The 19,582-nt window shown below is 48.4% G+C and carries 16 protein-coding genes; 7 read left to right on the top strand and 9 right to left on the bottom strand.

The window, feature by feature from the left end; genetic code table 11:
- Nucleotides 1-16: 16 nt before the first annotated feature.
- On the bottom strand, nt 17-1,228 hold the full coding sequence (fabB, locus tag UF06_RS11155; RefSeq protein WP_045570533.1) for a beta-ketoacyl-ACP synthase I: 1,212 nt from the start codon (nt 1,226-1,228) through the stop codon (nt 17-19).
- Between the two features lie 129 nt (nt 1,229-1,357).
- Between fabB and mnmC the strand changes: the two genes are divergently transcribed.
- On the top strand, nt 1,358-3,376 hold the full coding sequence (gene mnmC / locus UF06_RS11150; RefSeq protein WP_045570532.1) for a bifunctional tRNA (5-methylaminomethyl-2-thiouridine)(34)-methyltransferase MnmD/FAD-dependent 5-carboxymethylaminomethyl-2-thiouridine(34) oxidoreductase MnmC: 2,019 nt from the start codon (nt 1,358-1,360) through the stop codon (nt 3,374-3,376).
- 75 nt (nt 3,377-3,451) lie between these two features.
- On the opposite strand, the gene UF06_RS11145 is transcribed toward mnmC, so the two are convergent.
- From UF06_RS11145 to UF06_RS11135, 3 genes are all read right to left on the bottom strand, one after another.
- Nucleotides 3,452-3,976, bottom strand: coding sequence for an NAD(P)H-dependent oxidoreductase (locus UF06_RS11145; protein ID WP_045570531.1), 525 nt, complete (start codon nt 3,974-3,976; stop codon nt 3,452-3,454).
- Nucleotides 3,977-4,088: 112 nt separating this feature from the next.
- Complete coding sequence (locus UF06_RS11140) at nt 4,089-4,352, bottom strand: YfcL family protein (protein WP_045570530.1); 264 nt, start codon at nt 4,350-4,352, stop codon at nt 4,089-4,091.
- 14 nt (nt 4,353-4,366) lie between these two features.
- Nucleotides 4,367-4,897, bottom strand: a complete 531-nt coding sequence (locus UF06_RS11135; protein WP_045570529.1) for an elongation factor P hydroxylase — start codon at nt 4,895-4,897, stop codon at nt 4,367-4,369.
- A gap of 217 nt (nt 4,898-5,114) precedes the next feature.
- Here UF06_RS11135 and UF06_RS11130 point away from each other — a divergent pair, with 217 nt between their 5' ends.
- Nucleotides 5,115-5,738 (top strand): trimeric intracellular cation channel family protein, encoded by a 624-nt coding sequence (locus UF06_RS11130; RefSeq protein WP_045570528.1) that lies wholly within the window; start codon nt 5,115-5,117, stop codon nt 5,736-5,738.
- 70 nt (nt 5,739-5,808) lie between these two features.
- Here UF06_RS11130 and aroC read toward each other — a convergent pair whose 3' ends face one another.
- Together aroC and prmB are read right to left on the bottom strand one after the other, a co-directional pair.
- Complete coding sequence (gene aroC / locus UF06_RS11125; protein ID WP_045570527.1) at nt 5,809-6,894, bottom strand: chorismate synthase; 1,086 nt, start codon at nt 6,892-6,894, stop codon at nt 5,809-5,811.
- A gap of 181 nt (nt 6,895-7,075) precedes the next feature.
- Nucleotides 7,076-8,008 (bottom strand): 50S ribosomal protein L3 N(5)-glutamine methyltransferase, encoded by a 933-nt coding sequence (prmB, locus tag UF06_RS11120; RefSeq protein WP_045570526.1) that lies wholly within the window; start codon nt 8,006-8,008, stop codon nt 7,076-7,078.
- Nucleotides 8,009-8,067: 59 nt separating this feature from the next.
- Here prmB and smrB point away from each other — a divergent pair, with 59 nt between their 5' ends.
- Nucleotides 8,068-8,598, top strand: coding sequence for an endonuclease SmrB (gene smrB, locus UF06_RS11115; RefSeq protein ID WP_045570525.1), 531 nt, complete (start codon nt 8,068-8,070; stop codon nt 8,596-8,598).
- A 48-nt stretch (nt 8,599-8,646) separates the two neighbouring features.
- Here smrB and sixA read toward each other — a convergent pair whose 3' ends face one another.
- Nucleotides 8,647-9,111, bottom strand: coding sequence for a phosphohistidine phosphatase SixA (gene sixA / locus UF06_RS11110; RefSeq protein WP_045570524.1), 465 nt, complete (start codon nt 9,109-9,111; stop codon nt 8,647-8,649).
- Nucleotides 9,112-9,478: 367 nt separating this feature from the next.
- Between sixA and UF06_RS11105 the strand changes: the two genes are divergently transcribed.
- A complete protein-coding gene (locus UF06_RS11105; protein WP_045570523.1) occupies nt 9,479-12,256 on the top strand; it encodes an insulinase family protein in 2,778 nt (925 codons plus the stop codon).
- A 98-nt stretch (nt 12,257-12,354) separates the two neighbouring features.
- Here UF06_RS11105 and fadJ read toward each other — a convergent pair whose 3' ends face one another.
- Nucleotides 12,355-14,472 (bottom strand): fatty acid oxidation complex subunit alpha FadJ, encoded by a 2,118-nt coding sequence (gene fadJ, locus UF06_RS11100; protein WP_045570522.1) that lies wholly within the window; start codon nt 14,470-14,472, stop codon nt 12,355-12,357.
- Nucleotides 14,472-15,779, bottom strand: a complete 1,308-nt coding sequence (gene fadI / locus UF06_RS11095; protein ID WP_045570521.1) for an acetyl-CoA C-acyltransferase FadI — start codon at nt 15,777-15,779, stop codon at nt 14,472-14,474. Before fadI ends, fadJ begins: the two co-directional genes overlap by 1 nt.
- A 640-nt stretch (nt 15,780-16,419) precedes the next feature.
- Here fadI and UF06_RS11090 point away from each other — a divergent pair.
- The 3 genes from UF06_RS11090 (at nt 16,420) to UF06_RS11080 (ending at nt 19,326) form a co-directional block, all read left to right on the top strand.
- A complete protein-coding gene (locus tag UF06_RS11090; RefSeq protein WP_082069678.1) occupies nt 16,420-16,995 on the top strand; it encodes a sigma-70 family RNA polymerase sigma factor in 576 nt (191 codons plus the stop codon).
- On the top strand, nt 16,988-17,719 hold the full coding sequence (locus UF06_RS11085) for a DUF3379 family protein (protein WP_045570519.1): 732 nt from the start codon (nt 16,988-16,990) through the stop codon (nt 17,717-17,719). The genes UF06_RS11090 and UF06_RS11085 overlap by 8 nt, the downstream gene beginning before the upstream one ends.
- A 284-nt stretch (nt 17,720-18,003) precedes the next feature.
- The gene (locus UF06_RS11080; protein WP_045570518.1) at nt 18,004-19,326 is read left to right on the top strand and encodes an outer membrane protein transport protein; all 1,323 of its coding nucleotides are present in this window, start codon (nt 18,004-18,006) and stop codon (nt 19,324-19,326) included.
- Nucleotides 19,327-19,582 lie beyond the last annotated feature (256 nt).

The raw sequence follows: 19,582 nt of genomic DNA, 5'->3' as shown, positions 1-19,582 counted from the left end.
TGGCTAATTTCTGGCGTTAGCCTTGGTATTTTTTGATCACCAGCGTCGCGTTAGTCCCACCGAAACCAAAGCTGTTGGACATGACAGTGTTGAGTTCTACTTCACGCATTTGAGTAACGATGTCCAGACCTTGCGCGGCTTGATCAAGATTGTCGATATTGATGCTTGGTGCGATAAAGTTGTGGTGCAACATCAAAGTTGAATAGATCGCTTCATGCACACCTGCAGCGCCAAGTGCATGGCCGGTCATGGCTTTAGTCGCTGAAATCGCCGGGCTGTTGGCCGAGAAAATCTCTTGAATAGCGCCAAGTTCTTTCACATCGCCCACTGGCGTTGAAGTGCCGTGGGTATTGATGTAGTCGATGCGATCCACATCTTGCATCGCCATCTTCATACAACGCACTGCGCCTTCACCGGATGGGGCGACCATGTCGTAACCATCAGAAGTCGCACCGTAACCGACGATCTCTCCGTAAATTTTCGCTCCACGTGCCAGCGCATGTTCCAGCTCTTCGACAACCAACATGCCGCCACCACCAGAGATAACGAAGCCATCGCGGTCCGCATCGTAAGTACGAGACGCTTTATCTGGCGTTTCGTTGTATTTAGTCGAGAGTGCACCCATCGCATCGAACATCATGGTCAATGTCCAGTCGAGCTCTTCACCACCACCAGCGAATACAATATCTTGCTTGCCCATCTGGATAAGCTCTGCTGCGTGGCCGATACAGTGTGCTGAAGTCGCACAGGCTGAACTCATCGAGTAGTTCACGCCACGAATTTTAAACGGCGTCGCCAAACAAGCTGAAACCGTAGAAGACATAGTGCGCGGCACCATGTAAGGGCCAATGCGCTTCACGCCTTTTTCGCGCAGAGTGTCAACCGCGATCGCTTGGTTGAGTGACGATGCGCCACCAGAACCTGCAACGATACCTGTACGGTCGTTAGAAACTTGCTCTTCCGTCAGGCCTGCATCCGCAATCGCCTGCTCCATAGAGAGATAAGCATAAGCTGCCGCGTCACCCATAAAGCGCATCTGTTTGCGATCAATATGGTCAGCAGGGTTAATTTTCAGATCACCCCATACTTGGGAACGCAAGCCTTTCTCTTTAAACTGCTCAGACGCAGTGATACCAGATTGACCTGCCTTTAACGACGCCAAAACTTCTTCGACGTTGTTACCGATACTTGAAACAATACCCATACCGGTGATTACGACTCGTTTCATGTGACATTCCTATAATTCAAAATCCGCTAGATAATAACCAAGAAGCTTAACAAAAGTGGTCAGCTTTCCCAGAAATTCGTACAATCCCTGCATCCTAACCGCGCCAAATCACACAATGACAGAAAATTTATGACCACCATTACCAATGCCCAGCTGGGTTGGAACGAAGTTGGCACCCCAGTTTCTGACCAATTCGACGATGTTTACTTCTCCAACGTCAATGGCCTTGAAGAAACGCGCTATGTGTTTCTCCAGCAAAACCTTATCCCACAAAGATGGCAGGAATTTGACCAAAGACGTTTCGTGATTGGAGAAACCGGTTTTGGTACTGGGTTGAATTTTCTCGCGGTTTGGCAGTATTTTAGCCAATTTCGCCAAGCCAATCCTGACGCAGCCCTCAAAGAGCTGCACTTTATCAGCTTTGAGAAATACCCACTGAGCAAAGCCGATTTAGTCAAAGCCCATCAAGCATGGCCTGAACTGGCGGAGTTTGCCGAAAAGCTGCATCGCCACTACCCGATTGCGGTGCCGGAATGCCATCGCATCATTTTAGACGACGGCGCGGTGACACTGGATCTGTGGCTTGGCGACATTAAAGAGTGCATGCCACTGGTACCACACGCAGAAAGCGGCCTGATTGATACATGGTTTCTCGATGGGTTTGCCCCGAGCAAAAACCCAGAAATGTGGAATCAAACCTTGTTTAACAACATGGCGAAACTCGCCAAGCAAGATTGCCGCGTGGCGACGTTTACCTCGGCAGGCTTTGTTCGTCGTGGCCTTATCGAAGCGGGCTTTGCGATGAAAAAGGTCAAAGGTTTTGGCACCAAACGCGAAATGATTGCGGGTGCCTTGGAAGCGAAAGAACCATACGCCAGCCATTTGCCTTGGTTTGAGCGCGTTGGCGCAAATCAAACGGGCGACATTGCCATCATCGGCGGCGGTATCGCCAGCGCCACACTGGCCAAAGCACTGGTTCAGCGCGGGCAAAAGGTGACTTTATATTGCCAAGAGGCGCAAGCAGCCGAAGGCGCTTCGGGCAATCGTCAAGGTGCCGTCTATCCGCTACTTAACGGCTCACACACTGGCGTGTCACGCGTGTTTGCTCCCTCGTTTCTTTTCGCTCGTCAGTTTATTGAACAAGCCGCAGAGAAAATCTGTTTTGACCACGATTGGTGTGGCGTTACCCAACTGATGTGGGATGACAAGAACAAAAAGAAACTGGCTAACATGCTGGAGGGAAATTTTGACCCACAGTTGGTAAGCGCACTTTCGCCCGATCAAACCGCACAGACTATCGGTTTGCCAATCGACATGGCTTCAGTGCACTATCCACTTGGCGGTTGGTTATGCCCAGCGCAGCTGACCCAAGGTTTGATTGCACAGTTGCAACAAAACTCGCTTTTCACGGTCTGCTTCAACCAACATATTGAGTCGCTCAACTGGCTTGAGAGCCGTCAGGTTTGGCAACTTGGCAGCCTTGCTGAACAATTTGAGCACGCGGTCGTGATCGTTGCCAATGGGCACAAATTCCAAACCTTTGCTCAAACAGCGGATCTGCCGCTTGGTCAAGTAAAAGGCCAGGTGAGTCACATCCCAACGACTGATGATCTGCGCCAACTCCATTCAGTGCTGTGTTATGACGGCTATCTAACCCCGCACAACCCCGTTAACCAAGAGCACTGTATTGGCGCGAGCTACGATCGCTTACAGCTCGATACTCAATTTGACCCAGTCGCGCAAATAGAGAATGGCGAAAGGCTGGTCAAGTGCGTTCCCAACCAAGCTTGGCCGCAGCAAGTGGACACCACGGGCAACTCATCACGCCAAGGCATTCGCTGCGTGAGCCGAGATCATCTGCCTTTTGTTGGCAATGTCGGCGATTTACAAGAGATCAAAGCGAAATATCAGGATCTGCAAGGCAAAGAGGATGCGGAGGTCACGCCAATCCACCACTACCCGAATCTCTTTTGTCTGCTCGGGCTTGGTTCACGCGGCTTAAGCTCTGCGCCACTGATGGCTGAGGTGCTGGCATCGCAAATCTGCGGCGACCCTATCCCGTTGCCAACGGATGTGCTTGAAAGTCTACACCCAAGCCGCATGTGGGTGCGCAAATTGCGCAAAGGTAAAGCCATTACTGAGCTTTAATTACCGAGCTTTAAATACAAAGAATGCCTCGTTTCTCATGAGGCATTTTCTCTAGGCTATGAGCTTTCTAGGCGATCAGCGCAGCGCTTGTACCGCTTGCTTGACTTTATCTGCCCACTCCGCGCTTTTGAACTCGCCGGTGCTGACATCAAAGTTGTCGTAAAAATTGGGCACGGAAAGCGAGGCTTTAACCTGCGCACCAAAATACGGCGCCGAACCGATGGCTGCAGCCAGTACGCTTTGCGCACCGCCCGCACCGGGCGAAGTCGCCAAATAGACGACAGGCTTGTTCTGAAATACTGAACGATCGATACGCGTCGCCCAGTCGAACAAATTCTTGTAAGCCGCAGGGTAGTAACCATTGTGCTCTGCATACGAGACAACGATGGCGTCTGCTTGCGACAAATCGCGAAGAAAAGCCTGTGCTCCTTCGGCTTGGCCGATCTCTTTCTCTTTGTCTTCGCTAAACATAGGCACGTTGTAACTGTTGATATCGAGCACAGTAACCTCTGCACCTTCCACTTGCTTCGCGGCGTAGGTGGCCAGTTGTTTGTTGATCGAGGTCGAGCTGGTTGAAGCGGCAAAAGCGACAATTTTCATGGTTGTAATCCTTGTTCCCGTTATGTGTGAATCATCATATAAGTGGAACAATCTGGCTACAACCACAAAAATTTTACGGAAAGGTTCGAATAATTTGAATAAAAGTCGAGCGCTAGATGTTCGCTTGCAGCGCTTGCCACAAGTCACTCACGATCACGCGATCCGCTGGCGTTAATTCGCTGCGTGCGTCATCCAAACTCTGCTGAATGCGCTTTTTTAGTTCAGCAAGGTCGTCAATACCCTCATCTTCGCAAGAAGCCGCTGAAAGGGAGATGTGACCACGGAGATAACCACCAGCAAACAGTTCGTCGTCTGACGCGGTTTCAATACGCGCATCAATCAGTTCCAGTAGCTTTTCTTCAAATTCAATAATCATGGCAATCTCTTGGGTTATTTAACGATAAAATCGGTCGCTTCCAGCGGCTTGATGGCATAAAACGCGCGTAGAGCGTCAGAGAGCATCTTAACGCGTACAGGCAATCCTGCTTGCAAAATGTCCATCACCTGCGCGTGCACCTTGTGCATAAAACCAAGCCTGTCTGGCTCGAAATCGCCGTGTAGATTGTCACAACTGACATTAAAAGGGAAGCCAGCACTGAGCGCCAGAATCCACTCGTAGGCTTGCGGGCGCACTTCCACTTGCTCAAACGCCGCCTGCACTTCGGCGGTCCGCCCGTCTGGTTCATACCAGTAGCCGAAATCTTCCAACAAACGGCGCTCTGGCCCGGCGACACACCAATGCGCAATCTCATGCAAAGCAGAAGCATAAAAGCCACGGGCGAAAATGATGCGGTGGTAGGGAGTTTGGCTATCAGCGGGTATATAGATTGGCTCATCGCCGCCCAGATCCAGCTTGGTATTGTAGTCAGCAAAAAAAGTCTGGTTAAAAATCTCAATCAGATCTTGATAGTTGTGAGTCATACTCTGCTCTCATTCCCCCGTTTATAAGCGCGGCATTGTCGCTTTTTTTCCTCAGCAGGTAAACCGTTGGCGTTATTAGTTGTGCTTATTTGAAGCGTCGCTTTCCCTTACAATTTCTCATTCGTCACTGGCAGTCTTTCCCTCTACACTCTCGCCTTATTTTTATATTCCCCCCGTTGTATAAACAAAATGCCACGGGTTTTACGAGTGTTCCACCATGTTATTGAGTGTTTTATATGTCATCGGCATCACGGCAGAAGCGATGACAGGTGCCCTGAGCGCCGGACGCAGAAAAATGGATTGGTTTGGGGTGATGTTGGTTGCGAGTGCAACAGCAATTGGTGGGGGCACAGTGCGGGACATTCTGCTCGGCCACTACCCGCTCGGCTGGGTAAAGAACCCGGAATTTCTTGCCATTACTTGCGTGGCGGGGATCTTAACCACCGGGCTGGCTAAATGGGTCATCAAACTCAAAGGGCTATTTATTCGCTTAGACGCACTTGGGCTGATTGTTTTTAGCATCATCGGCACTAAAGTCGCCATGGGGATGGGCCTGCACCCCGGAATTTGTATGGTCTCGGCGTTAGTCACTGGCGTTTTTGGTGGTCTACTGCGCGATTTGATCTGTCGTCAAACACCGTTGGTGCTGCATGAAGAGCTCTATGCTTCTGTCGCTTTAATCGCTTCTGGCCTCTATCTGCTGTTACTGGAGTTCAACATCCCCGATGTCACCGCAACCATAATTACCTTGATTACTGGCTATCTGCTGCGCATGGCGGCAGTGCGTTTTAAATGGCGTCTGCCCTCGTTTCAGCTGGATGCCGAATCTTCTGTGCATTAGATTTCTAGCACTAGAATGTATCAAGGGCAGCTGATATAGCCGCCCTTTAATTTTTGCTTATATTATTTGCTTATATTGTTGGCGTTTGCGTGCTGACACCGTGATTTTGCCCTCGATGACGCAGCAGATGATCCATCACCACTATCGCCAACATGGCTTCGGCGATTGGCACAGCGCGTATTCCCACGCAAGGGTCATGACGACCTTTGGTGATCAACTGGGTCGGCTCACCCTGCACGTTGATGGTATCTCCCGGCACGGTAATGCTTGAGGTCGGTTTGAGTGCAATATTCGCCACAATCGCTTGCCCAGTCGAAATGCCGCCAAGAATGCCACCCGCATGGTTGCTGCCAAAGCCTTGTGGCGACAGCGTATCGCGATGTTGGCTACCTTTTTGGCTCACCACGGCAAAACCATCGCCAATTTCAACCCCCTTCACCGCGTTAATGCTCATCAACGCGTGGGCAATGTCGGCATCAAGGCGATCAAACACCGGTTCACCTAAACCAACAGGGACATTGGTTGCTACCACTTGAATCTTGGCGCCAATCGAGTCGCCCTCTTTTTTCAAGTCGCGGATCAACTGGTCATAAGCTTCTACTTTATCGGCATCAGGGCAGAAAAATGGGTTGTTTTCGATTTCGTTCCAATCCACTTTCTCGATCTCGATATCACCCATTTGCGACAGATAAGCACGAATCTCTACGCCAAACTCCTGTTTAAGGTACTTTTTAGCGATCGCGCCCGCCGCGACTCGCATTGCAGTTTCACGCGCAGACGAACGGCCACCGCCGCGATAGTCACGAATGCCGTATTTTTGATGGTAGGTATAATCCGCATGCCCAGGACGAAACTTGTCCTGAATGTCTGAGTAATCTTTCGAACGCTGATCGGTGTTCTCAATCAGAAGACCAATGGAAGTGCCCGTCGTTTTGCCTTCAAACACACCAGAGAGAATTTTCACTTCGTCCGGTTCACGTCGTTGGGTGGTATAGCGTGATGTGCCAGGACGACGACGATCCAAATCAATTTGGATATCTGCTTCGGTAATTTCTAATCCTGGGGGACATCCGTCAACGATACATCCCAGTGCGATACCGTGACTTTCTCCGAACGTGGTCACTCGGAAATGTTGTCCGATACTGTTTCCTGCCATTACTTCCTCAAATTTTGCTAGCGCTGTAAACCAGGCTATACATTCCAATTCTTCGTGAATTCATAGTGGCGCTATTGCGATTTGAAGTAAACCCCTAAAAGAGATCAATTTTGCCATTTTGTCGCAATAAAAACGCCAGCTTTAAAAGCTGGCGCAAACAGTCTGATGGCATGATGTGGGATCAGTCTTTGTACAGACGGAAATCTTCCGCGTGCTCAACCAACTGATCACGGGTCAGCATAAAGACACCGTGGCCACCATTTTCAAACTCAATCCACGTAAATGGGATGTGTTGGTACTGTTCCATCATGTGCACCATGGAGTTGCCCACTTCACAAATCAGAATACCTTGCTCGGTGAGATAATCTGGCGCATTGGCTAAAATACGGCGTGCCAGTTTCAGGCCGTCCGTTCCTGCCGCTAATCCCAATTCCGGTTCGTGCGTGAATTCACGCGGTAGGCTGTTCATGTCTTCTTGATCGACATACGGTGGGTTGGTCACGATCAGGTCGTATTTCTCTTTTGGCAGATCACGGAACAGATCCGAACGGATTGGGAACACTTGCTGCTCCATGCCGTGGTCTTGGATGTTCTGCTCGGCGACTGCAAGTGCGTCAACGGAGATATCGATAGCATCCACTTCGGCATCTGGGAACGCGTGGGCGCAAGCAATTGCAATGCAGCCGCTGCCCGTGCAAAGGTCCATAATGCGCGTAGGTTCTTCAATCAACCAAGGCTGGAATTGCGCTTGAATAAGCTCGCCGATTGGCGAACGAGGCACCAAAACGCGCTCATCAACAAAAAACTCTAAGCCACAAAACCACGCTTTGTTGGTGAGATAAGCCGTCGGTGTGCGTTCGTTAATGCGTTTGATAACGCGTTCAACAATACGCAAGCGCTCACTGCTGGTTAGGCGTGAGTTAAGCACATGCGGAGGCACATCAATCGGTAAATAAAGGGTTGGTAGAATCAGCTGAACGGCTTCATCCCACGCATTGTCTGTGCCGTGGCCATAAAACAGGTTGGCTGCATTGAAGCGGCTGACTGTCCAACGAATCATATCTTGAAGGGTATGAAGCTCAGAAACCGCTTCTTCTACAAAAATCTTATCCAAAATTGCCTCCGAAAAGCGCTACAATACTGCCAATGATGTACGAATTCAGTGTTAACCCCATGAGTAACAAAGACAACGACCTTGATGACGATCTCTCGATATTCCGGGAAGCAGTACAGGGCGTAAAAAAGTTGCGCCAGGATACCATAATCCAGCAACCAAACAGAAACACTAAACAAAAAGAAATCAAGCGTGTTAGCCGAGAAGCCAGCGACGCCGAATTCTATTTTTCTGACGAGTTTGTCCCACTTCTCAGCGAAGAGGGACCAACGCGTTATGCTCGCGATGGCGTCTCGACTTACGAGGTAAAACGGCTAAGGCGCGGCGTGTACGTCCCCGATGTCTTTTTGGATATGCATGGCATGACCCAACAAGAGGCCAAGCGCGAACTGGGGGCGATGATCGCTTACTGTGTGAAAAACGAAGTGCACTGTGCGTGTGTGCAACACGGCATTGGTAAACACATCCTTAAACAGAAAACCCCTCTTTGGCTTGCGCAGCATCCGGATGTGCTGGCGTTTCACCAAGCGCCTTTGGAATTTGGCGGTGATGGCGCATTGCTGGTACTGCTCTCGATTCCTGAAAAATAATCACCAATCAGTGCAGCGCTTACAGCAGGCTTTCGCCTGCTGATGAGTTTACGCTTTGAAGTTAAAACAGATCTCGCCACGAGCAGTTTTCGGTTCGAAATCGATACACACCATGCCAGAGGTCGGGAACATTGGCGCTGGCATATCTTTAACAAACTCTGCAGTCAAATACCCCACCAAAGGCAGATGCGAAACCAACAGAACATGCTGCGGTTTTTCGACTTCAATCAACGCACACAAGTAATCAAACACCTGATCAGAGTGACCGTATGGCGTGATGTCCTCACAGGTTTGTACGGTTTTGGCGTCAAAATGGTGGCTAATCGCTTGCCAAGTTTGCTGAGCACGTAAGTAAGGACTAACCAACACTTTGTCGAAGTGGGTGAAACCTTGCTCAGCGCATGCCATAGCAACCACATCCGACTCCAAACGGCCACGACTGGTCAATGCACGCTGCGCATCACTTTCCGCGAAATGTTCCGCTTCACCATGACGCATAATAAATACTTTCATGTAATATCCTTGGACTGAATACAGGATAAGAGTTATCGCCCAGTAACCTTGATGACAATGCCCATATTAGGCTCATCACTCAATAAGGAAACTCGGCAAGAATACTGCATATTTCGATCCGCTTTTTAATATTGCTTAATCAACTTTTTCGTCGCAACGGCGAATTCTTAGGTCGGTAGACTCGATAATCAGCCTATTAATTATATCAATTAGCTTGCCAAAGACTCCGACTTTCTTAACAATCTATTAAAAACATTAATGCAAAGCGTTATCGGCATCGATATTTAGCATCCAAAATGTCATGCAGAATTTGCACCCACTTGTTTGAGGTTCATACTTACCATAATGACCATTTCGGAGACGCACCGTGCATCTAAGCCCAAATGATACTCATCACTACCGCTACTTGACTCTCGAAAATCAGTTGCGAGTTTTGCTGATCCACTCCGAAGATGCCCAAAAATCGGCGGCTGCGCTGGCGGTCAATGTGGGCCATTTTGATGATCCACTTGAACGCGAGGGCCTTGCGCACTACTTGGAACATATGCTGTTTCTCGGTACTCAAAAGTATCCCAAGGTCGGGGAATTTCAGAATTATATCACTCAACATGGTGGGAGCAATAACGCCTGGACGGGCACAGAACACACCTGTTTTTTCTTTGATGTCAGCCCGTCTGCTTTCGAAAAATCGCTCGATCGTTTCAGCCAATTTTTTATCGCACCGCTGTTTAATGAGGAGTCCTTGGACAAAGAGCGCCAAGCGGTTGAATCTGAGTATCGTCTGAAGCTAAACGACGATTCGCGCCGCCTCTACCAAGTAAGCAAAGAGGTGGTCAACCCACGACATCCGTTCGCCAAGTTTTCGGTTGGCAATCTGCAAACACTGGGCGATCGCGATGGCGTCTCAATCCGCCAAGAGATTGTGGATTTCTATCAGTCCACCTATTCGGCCGACCTAATGACACTGACGCTCTACGGTCCTCAAAGTTTGGACGAGCAACAAGCTTGGGTGGAAGAGATGTTCTGTGCGATTGTTAATCGACATCTGCACGGAAAATCGATTGATGAACCCATCAGCGACGAAAACAGCACTGCGATTACCGTACGGGTCGAACCCATCAAAGAGATCCGTAAACTGGTGCTCACCTTTCCTCTGCCCGGTATGGATCAGTACTACTCCATTAAACCGCTTTCCTACTTCGCGCACTTATTGGGCTACGAGGGCGAAAGCAGCCTAATGCTGCAACTGAAAAACAGAAACTGGATCACGTCGCTGTCAGCGGGCGGTGGTGCCAGTGGCAGCAACTATCGCGACTTCACCATCAGTTGCACGCTGACTAAAGAAGGGATGCAGCACTACGAAGATATCGTACAAGCTGTTTTCCAATATATTTCAATGATTAAGCTTGAAGGCTTACAAGAGTGGCGCTATAAAGAGAAGCAAGCGGTGTTAGAATCGGCCTTCCGCTTTCAAGAACCCTCTCGCCCGCTGGATATGGTCAGCCATCTGGTGATCAACATGCAGCATTATCTGCCGCAGGATACCATTTATGGCGACTATAAAATGGCCGGTTACGATGAGGCGTTGCAACGCTCTTTATTGCAATATTTCACCGTCGATAACCTGCGTATTACTCTGATTAGCAAAGGCTTTGAGGCGCAGAAGTACGCGTCTTGGTACCACACGCCTTACTCGGTGACTCCCTTTAGCTCTGAGCAAAAACAGCGGTTTACCGAGATCGAGCCAGAGTGGTGCTTCGCCCTACCTGAACCCAACCCATTCATCTGTTACAACTTAGATCCTCGCCCGTTAGAAGTAGATGGAACGCTACCGGAACTGATCGAAGATCTAGACGGCTTTCGTCTATGGCATTTGCAAGACAGCGAATTCCTTGTGCCGAAAGGGGTGGTGTATGTGGCGATTGACAGTCCTCAATCGGTTTCGTCTGCGCGCAATATCGTCAAAACACGTTTGTGCGTGGAGATGTTTCTTGACTCGCTAGCTAAAGAAACTTATCAGGCAGAAATCGCGGGAATGGGTTACAACATGTATGCCCACCAAGGTGGCGTTACGCTTACTCTGTCCGGTTTCTCCGAAAAACTGCCACAATTGCTGGAGATGATCCTAATTCGCTTTGCAGAACGCAATTTTAACCCAATGCGTTTTAGCAATATCAAAAAACAGTTGCTGCGTAGCTGGCGTAATTCTGCCCAAGATAGGCCCATTTCGCAGTTGTTTAATGCGATGACTGGCATCTTGCAGCCGAACAATCCACCTTATGCCGCACTGGTTGAAGCGTTGGAGGAGATCGAGGTCGATGAACTGGCGAGTTTTGTCGATGCAATTCTCGCAGAGCTCTATGTTGAGATGTTTGTTTATGGGGATTGGCAACGCCAGCAGGCCCATGATATGGCCACGACATTGAAAAATGCCCTGCGCGTTAAAGAACAGCGATACGAAGAGTCCTTGCGTCCTTTGGTGATGCTGGGCTCAAACGGCAGTTTCCAGCGTGAAGTGCCCTGCAATCAGCAAGATTCTGCTGTGGTTATCTATCATCAGTGCGAAGATACTTCACCACGCAGCATTGCACTCTATTCACTGGCCAACCATTTGATGTCAGCGGCGTTCTTCCACGAAATTCGCACCAAACAGCAACTGGGTTACATGGTCGGCACAGGGAACATGCCGCTAAATAAACATCCCGGAATTGTGCTCTACGTCCAGTCACCAAACGCTGCGCCAGCCGAGTTGGTGCGCTCGATTGATGAGTTTCTCAACGCATTTTACATGGTGCTGCTTGAGCTGAACGAGTACCAATGGCACAGCAGCAAGCGGGGCCTTTGGAATCAAATTTCGACACCAGACAACACCTTGCGCAACCGTGCACAACGCTTTTGGGTCGCGATTGGCAACAAAGACACCGACTTTAATCAAAGGGAGAAGGTGCTGGAAGAGCTGAAAGTGCTGACTCGCGCCGACATGATCCGCTTTGTAGTCAATGAATTAAAACCACGTACAGCCAATCGTTTAGTGATGCACACGCAAGGAATAGCTCATGCCGACGAGCCGAAAATCCACTTGGGCCAAGAGATAGGTTCGATTGAAGAGTTTCAGCTTCGGCCAAAAGATTGTGGGCTTGGCTAGTGAGAGCGTCTACCGCTTAAACTGCCTAGAGGTAAAATCACTTAAAATGAAGAAGGCTGACCGAGGTCAGCCTTCTTTTTACCTTAAATACGCCCGATTTAGTTGTCGTAAAAACGACGCCTTTCCCCGGCACGCGTCAACAAGCCGTCGCAAGGCGCGAAACGGTCACCATATTTTTCCGCAAACTGATTCATCTTCTCAACCAGCTCTTTCAAACCAAACTGATCCATATAGCGGAAAGGACCACCGAGGAATGGAGGGAAACCGATACCAAAAATCGCACCGATATCACCGTCGCGTGGTGAACGAATAATGCCATCATCAAGACAGCGCACCGCTTCATTGAGCATCGGCAACACACAGCGCAGCGCAATGTCATTATCACTCAATTTCGATTCTGGTTTGAGTTTCAGCAGTTTGTAAACCGACTTATCAACTTCCTTTTTCTTCCCTTTGTAGGTGTAGAAGCCTTTGCCACTTTTACGCCCTTTGCGACCATCATTGAGCAGCGTATCAAAGACATCCGGGCCACGGAAACGCTCACCGAGCTCATTGAGCAAAATTGGCATGATCTTCGCGCCGATATCCACGCCCACTTCATCCAACAAAGTAATAGGACCGACAGGGAAACCGAAATCGAGCAGCGCGCTATCGACTTTGTCAATCGGTTCATTGGCCAGCAGGATGTGTGCTGCCTCATTCATGTAAGGCGCCAAAATCCGGTTAACGTAGAACCCTGCTTTGTCTTTTACCACAATTGGGGTTTTGCCTTGCTTTTTCGCTAAAGCAACCACGGTGGCAATCGTCTCTTGTGACGTGGTTTCGTGCGGGATCACTTCCACCAGCGGCATTTTTTCTACCGGACTGAAATAGTGCAAGCCGACGATATTTTCTGGGCGTGCCGCTTTTTCGGCGATTTTATGGATTGGCAAAGAAGAGGTATTGGTTGCAAAAATCGTCTCCGCTTTCGCATTCGCTTCAATGTCCGCCACCATTTGTTGCTTCAGAGCCAGATCTTCAAAAACGGCTTCGATCACTACATCAAGATGATTGAAACTGGTGAAATCAGTGCCGCCACTAAGTTGCAGCATTTTCGCTTGCAACTGAGCTTTTGAGAGAATGCGACGTTTGCGCTGTTTGTCGAACAACTTGTAGTTGTACTTCAGTGCATTCAACACACCGTCGTTGCTGACATCTTTGATACGCACAGGAACTTTCGCTTTCGCCACACTGACATGGCTAATGCCTGCCCCCATCAAACCGCCGCCAAGCACGCCGACCGCGGCAACTTTGCTTGGTTTCGCGTCGCTGCCGTGCTCTTTTTTCATCTCCGTCGTTGCGAAGAAAATAGAACGCAGTGCTTTTGACTCAGGGCTCATCACCAGCTCGCCAAAGCGTTTCGCTTCAAGCTCCAACCCTTGCTTCATGCCTTTTTCTAGGCCGTGTTGGATCACGTCCAAAATAGCGACCGTTGCCGGATAGTTGCCGCGTGTTTTCTCGTTGGTCTTTTTCGCTGCTTGTTCAAAAACAAACTTACGTCCAAGGCGGCTACCAGAGAGAATCTTCTCTTTGGTGGTCACTTTCTGCTTCACGCTGCGCTTACCTTTGTCGATGAACTGTTTCGCCACCTCAAGCAAAATGGTGGCCGGCACACACGCATCAACAACACCCAGTTTTTTCGCTTTTTGCGCACGCAGCTGCTTGCCCGTCAAAATGAGATCCAGTGAAGGCAAAAGGCCAATCAGGCGCGGCAAACGCTGCGTACCCCCCGAACCTGGCAACAAACCAAGCTGCACTTCTGGTAGACCAAGACGAGTCGCATCAGCGTCGGTACAAACGCGATAATCACAAGCTAGCGCCAACTCGAGTCCACCGCCCAAACATGGGCCATGAATCGCGGCCACCACAGGATAAGGAAGATCGGATAGCTGCTGGAACAAGGTTTGCCCTTGACTGGCTAAAGACTCGGCCTCCGCTGCACTTTTACACGCTTCCAACATACGAACATCGGCGCCAGCAACAAAGTTATCTGGCTTGAGCGAATGAACAATCAGCCCTTTCACCCCACTGCTGTCTTTGAGCTGAGCGAAAATTTCCGTCATCTCATCGGCAAACGCTGCTTGCAGGGTGTTCATTTTTTCATTAGGAACATCAATCGCTAACCACGCGATGTTCTGTTCATCAATCTTTAGACTAAACGCTTTTTGCTCGCTCATTATTCAACCTCCAGAATCATCGCTGCACCTAAGCCACCGGCCGCACAAGCGGTATTAAGGGCCAAACCACCACCGCGACGTTTTAACTCGCGCAGGGTTTGCGTCATCATGCGTGCCCCCGTTGCCGCAAATGGGTGTCCGTAAGCAATCGAGCCACCGAGGACGTTGAATTTGTCCATATCGATCTCGCCAATCGCTTTGCTACGGCCGAGGTTTTCTTGAGCAAACTTATCTGAAGCAAACATCTTCACGTTGGCCAGCGCTTGCGCGGCAAACGCCTCATGCATGTCAATCAACGTGAGATCCGACAGTTCCAGCCCCGTGTTAGCGAGCACTTTAGCGGTGGCGTACGTTGGCCCCATCAACATATCGGTTTCCACGCCGATAGCAGAGAAAGCATAACCACGCAGATACCCGAGGATTTCCATCCCCAGTTCTTTGGCTTTACCTTCACGCATCAGTAGCACTGCGGCTGCACCATCGGTCAACGGTGTACTGTTGGCCGCGGTGACGCTGCCATATTGACGATCAAAGGCCGGACGCAGCTTCGCGTAACCTTCTAATGTGGAGTCGTGGCGGATGTTGTTGTCTTCAGCAATCCACTTCTTGTAAGGCTCTGGAAATGCGGCCATCACCTCACCCTGAATTTTGCCGTCTTTCCACGCTTTTGCCGCGAGTGTGTGGGAGCGATGTGCCAGCGCATCTTGCTCTGCGCGCGAAATGCCGTGAGTCTTCGCCATTTGCTCCGCAGTTTGTCCCATAGATAGGCCAGTCGAGTACTCGGCGACTGCTGGCGGTACAGGCATCAAATCTTTCAGGCTGAGCGTTTTGAGAATACTCAACTTTTGCCCCAGCGTTTTGGTTTTGCTTAAGGCGAGCAAATTGGCCGCGAGCTTTTTCGACACACCAATTGGCAACACGGAGGATGAATCAGCCCCACCTGCAATACCTATATCAATACTGCCAGCCATAATGCTTTCCGCCACGTTCACAGCGGCTTGAAAGCTGGTGGCACACGCACGTGTCACACTGTAAGCATCGGTATGTACGTGCATGCCCGTGCCTAACACGATCTCGCGCGCGATGTTTGGCGCTTCTGGCATCTGCACCACTTGACCAAACACCACTTGTTCAATCAATTTTGCATCGATGTCGGTGCGAGCAAGCATTTCGCTTACCACCATTTTGCCCAGATCAACAGCCGGGACCTGACTAAACTCTGTGCTTTGACGAGCGAACGGGGTTCTTAACCCTGCGACGATAGCAATACGCTCGCCTTGGCGTGTTTTCACTTCCTGCTTGCCCATTATTTCTCCTTAAAAACAAGAGGTCTGACCTGATGCATTGTAATCAGTTTGTTAAATTTATCAAACATGCGTTTAAATAAACGTGAGGTTTGTAGATCTATTGCCAGTATCATTTCCAAGAAATGACTAAATTTCATTACGTTAGCATAAACAAAAGGAAGGTAGGTTAGCTGCAGGCAAAAAAAAACCACACAGATTTGTGTGGTTGGAATTGGTATAAAACAATTAACTTACGCCAATTGAAATAATCAGTTTCCTGATTAGGAGAAAGTAAAGTCAGCCTTCAAAAGGAAGTGTCATCTTGCTCAACACGTTAACCCAGAGGATTAACTAGATGACAGGGTTTACTATAACCAGTTTGCCGCAATGAAATTTGAATTAGATCAATTTTATCTCGATTTTCACGCTTTTAGGCGCATTAGCAAACACGATTATCGGCTTTCTCTGATCTTCATCATCTAAATGTATTTTTCTAGCAAATCATGCAACAGCTTGTTTGTTTGAATAAACCTTTCAAACCCGCTATGCCTTTAGTACCCAAAAGGTCAGTAATTGCGTTACACTTCGGCACACTTGCTGAGTTTATAAAATTGATAAGACTCATTTTTGTATCAATGCGCTTATCCCACTCCGAGCAAGAATGGAGGCTCTTGTGGCAATTTTTCATTTTTTCGGAAAGAAAAAGTCAGATGATCCGGTCAATCCTGACATGGACAAACAAAGAAAATATGAAGCTCTAGTTCGAGCTTATCACCGAGATTTATACCGTTACGCGTATTGGTTGTGCAAAGATCAAACAATCGCTGAAGACTTAGTACAAGAAACCTGTCTGCGCGCGTGGAAATCTCTAGATAGCCTACTGGATGAAAAGGCAGCGAAATCCTGGTTAATCACTATTTTGAGAAGGGAAAACGCTCGCCGCTTCGAACGCAAACAGTTTGAGTTAGTAGACATCGAAGATTACAGTGGCGAAGCTCGTGTCAACGACGATGCCCATCACCAAAACGCATGGCTACAAGCACAAATTATGAAACTGGACGTTGAATATCGTGAGCCTCTCTTTCTCCAAGTCGTTGGTGGATTTAGTGGCGACGAGATCAGCGAGATCTTGGAATTAAACACCAACACGGTCATGACACGTCTGTTCCGTGCCCGAAATCAGCTCAAAGATCTGTTAGATTCGGACAAGACTCAAAGGGGGCAAATAAATGGATGATTTAGAATTCCGTCGCCGTATTTTGTCGGATCCTAAACAGCTTGATGAAGAGATGCTACAAACACTGGCGGGCAATGAAAGTCACAACAAGTTCTTAGACGATGTCCTTGATCTTGATAGCCAGATTAAGCAAGCCATGAATGTCAGCGTGCCTGACGATCTGGTGGATAAAATTTTGTTCTCTCAATCCTCTATCGCTGGGCGAGAGAATATCGCTCGCCCTGCGTTTGGAAAAAAAGCGATGGCGATGGCCGCTTCCTTCGCCTTTACTGCAGGCTTGCTATTTGGCCAACTCAACTGGGGTAACTTGCTTGTCTCTCCAGCACAAGCGAGCCTTGCCGAAACCGCCGTACAGCATGTGATTGCGGAGAGTGCTTTTGTAAACCAATTAGATGAGCAAGTCTCTTCGGAGCAAATTAACGCCAAATTGTCTCCTTTTGAGTATCAGTTTGATCAACGCTTTCCATACCATGTTTACTACCTGAACCATTGCGGCTTTGGCCAATCCAATGCTCTGCATATGGTATTTCAGGGAAAACAGGGTAAGGTGACGCTCTTTCTTACCAATATCCCGCCAGAAACGACTGGCGATTTTTCCCAGTCCGGTCTGTCCGCCATAGTAAAAGCGGTCGGCAACAGCAGTTTGATTTTGGTGGGGGAACAAGGGGAAGATGTCGCTCAACTGGCAAACAAACTGGCACCGATGATTAAACCCATGCCTTAGTCGAGCTTTGTGATGAAAAAAGCCGCCAACTTAGTCGAAGAGGCGGCTTTTTTATATCAAGCAGACATACCATTCACTCTGATTATTGACAAATAGAGTCATAACTCTATTTACTGCCACTTACCCCCTAAATCCTGTCAGATAGGCTACATTTATTTAATTTTCGCTCCTTTTTAGCCAATGGTCGGATTTGTATTCGCTATGCTTAGGAATAGGATCTCAGCGAACTGAGCAAAAGCTCAAACACAACGCCCATTAGAGGCGCTTATTCAAAGGAAAATACAATGACTAACAACACGCGTCTGTTTAAAAAGTCTCTCCTCGCAGTGACAGTCGCCCTTGCTTCAGGCCAAACCTTGGCAGCAGGTTTCCAACTTAATGCCCAATCGGCAACAGGTATCGGGCGTGCTTTTGCGGGTGATGCGGTTATCGCCGATAATGCTGCTGTTATGGCACGTAACCCTGCTGCGATGGCGCTGTTTGATGAAAAAGCGCTATCGCTTGGTTTTGAAACAATTACCACCGATATAACTGCAAAAAATGTTCAATATGACGGTTCGTCTGCGGAATCTTATAGTGATGCAGGTGGTACATCGATTGCACCAAATATCCATCTTATCGTGCCAGTAAACGAAAAGTTTGCTTGGGGTGTTAATGCTTATTCAAACTTTGGTACAAAGACTGACTTTTCTAACGATCTTTCTTGGTCTGAATACGGCGGCTTAACTGATGTTAAAAGTGTAAACCTTGGCGTTGCAGGCTCATATCGTTTAAATGAGCAATGGAGTTTTGGTTTAGGTCTTGACCTCATCTACGGAAGCGGAAAGCTACAACGTAAAGCAGGTTCAGGAACCAACACTATCTTGCCATTTAGCGACCCGCAATGTAGTGCTATTGGCGGTACTGTAATAGGTCCTGGTCAATGTTATGTTGGAGCACCAAAAGGAACGTCTTTAGTGGATGCTGAAGCTGACGGTTTTGGTGTTGGTTTCAACGTGGGCACTGTTTTTGAACTAGACAAAAACAACCGCTTTGGCCTTTCTTATCGCCACAGTCCAGAAATTGAAGCTAAAGGCGACGTACAGTACCTAACAAACTCCGATAGCAATGGTAAGCTTCACATGCCACTACCGGATATTGCTGAATTTTCTGGTTATCATAGAATCAAAGAAACTAAATTCGCTGTTCACTATAGTGTTCAGTACATTGGTTGGAAAGCATTCGATAAGCTAGATGCAACTATCAATGGAACTAAGACCACGTTAAATGAATACAACTGGCAGGATGGATGGCACTACTCTTTAGGTGGCACTTACTATTTAAATAACGACTGGACGCTACGTGGTGGCTACATGTATGACACCAGTGCACAGGATAAAACCACATCTGTATCAGTACCAGACTCAGATCGTCAGTGGTTTTCCGCAGGTGCAACCTATCAGATAGACGACAAATCAAATGTTGACATTGGTCTGACTTATTTAGTTGGTAAGGACGTTCACGTGAATGAAAGTACCGAGATGGGACCATTAGAGCTGTCTAGTATTTCTGCTACTACCCGCGCAAACGCCATTCTTTTTGGCTTACAGTACAGCCGTACTTTCTAAGCAAAGTATCGCTTTGTCATGATCAATAAAGAGCTGGTTTTCCAGCTCTTTTCTTTTTTTTCGCCACGAAAAACACGCCACTTTGAGTGCACAACTGTGTGCTGCAACAGCGATTTTATAGCACGAGTGTTCGCTGAAATTAAAAGACACTACAATATTAAACAGTTTATTAATCTAATAATACCAATTCTATAGATAAAAACTCCAAATACCCCAACATTGCAGAATCTCATTTCTAAAGCAATTACTCTATCTT

Origin of the sequence: Vibrio sp. S234-5, assembly GCF_000960595.1 — a bacterium.
Taxonomy (GTDB): Bacteria; Pseudomonadota; Gammaproteobacteria; order Enterobacterales; family Vibrionaceae; genus Vibrio.
This window is presented reverse-complemented; position numbering and strand designations above follow the sequence as displayed.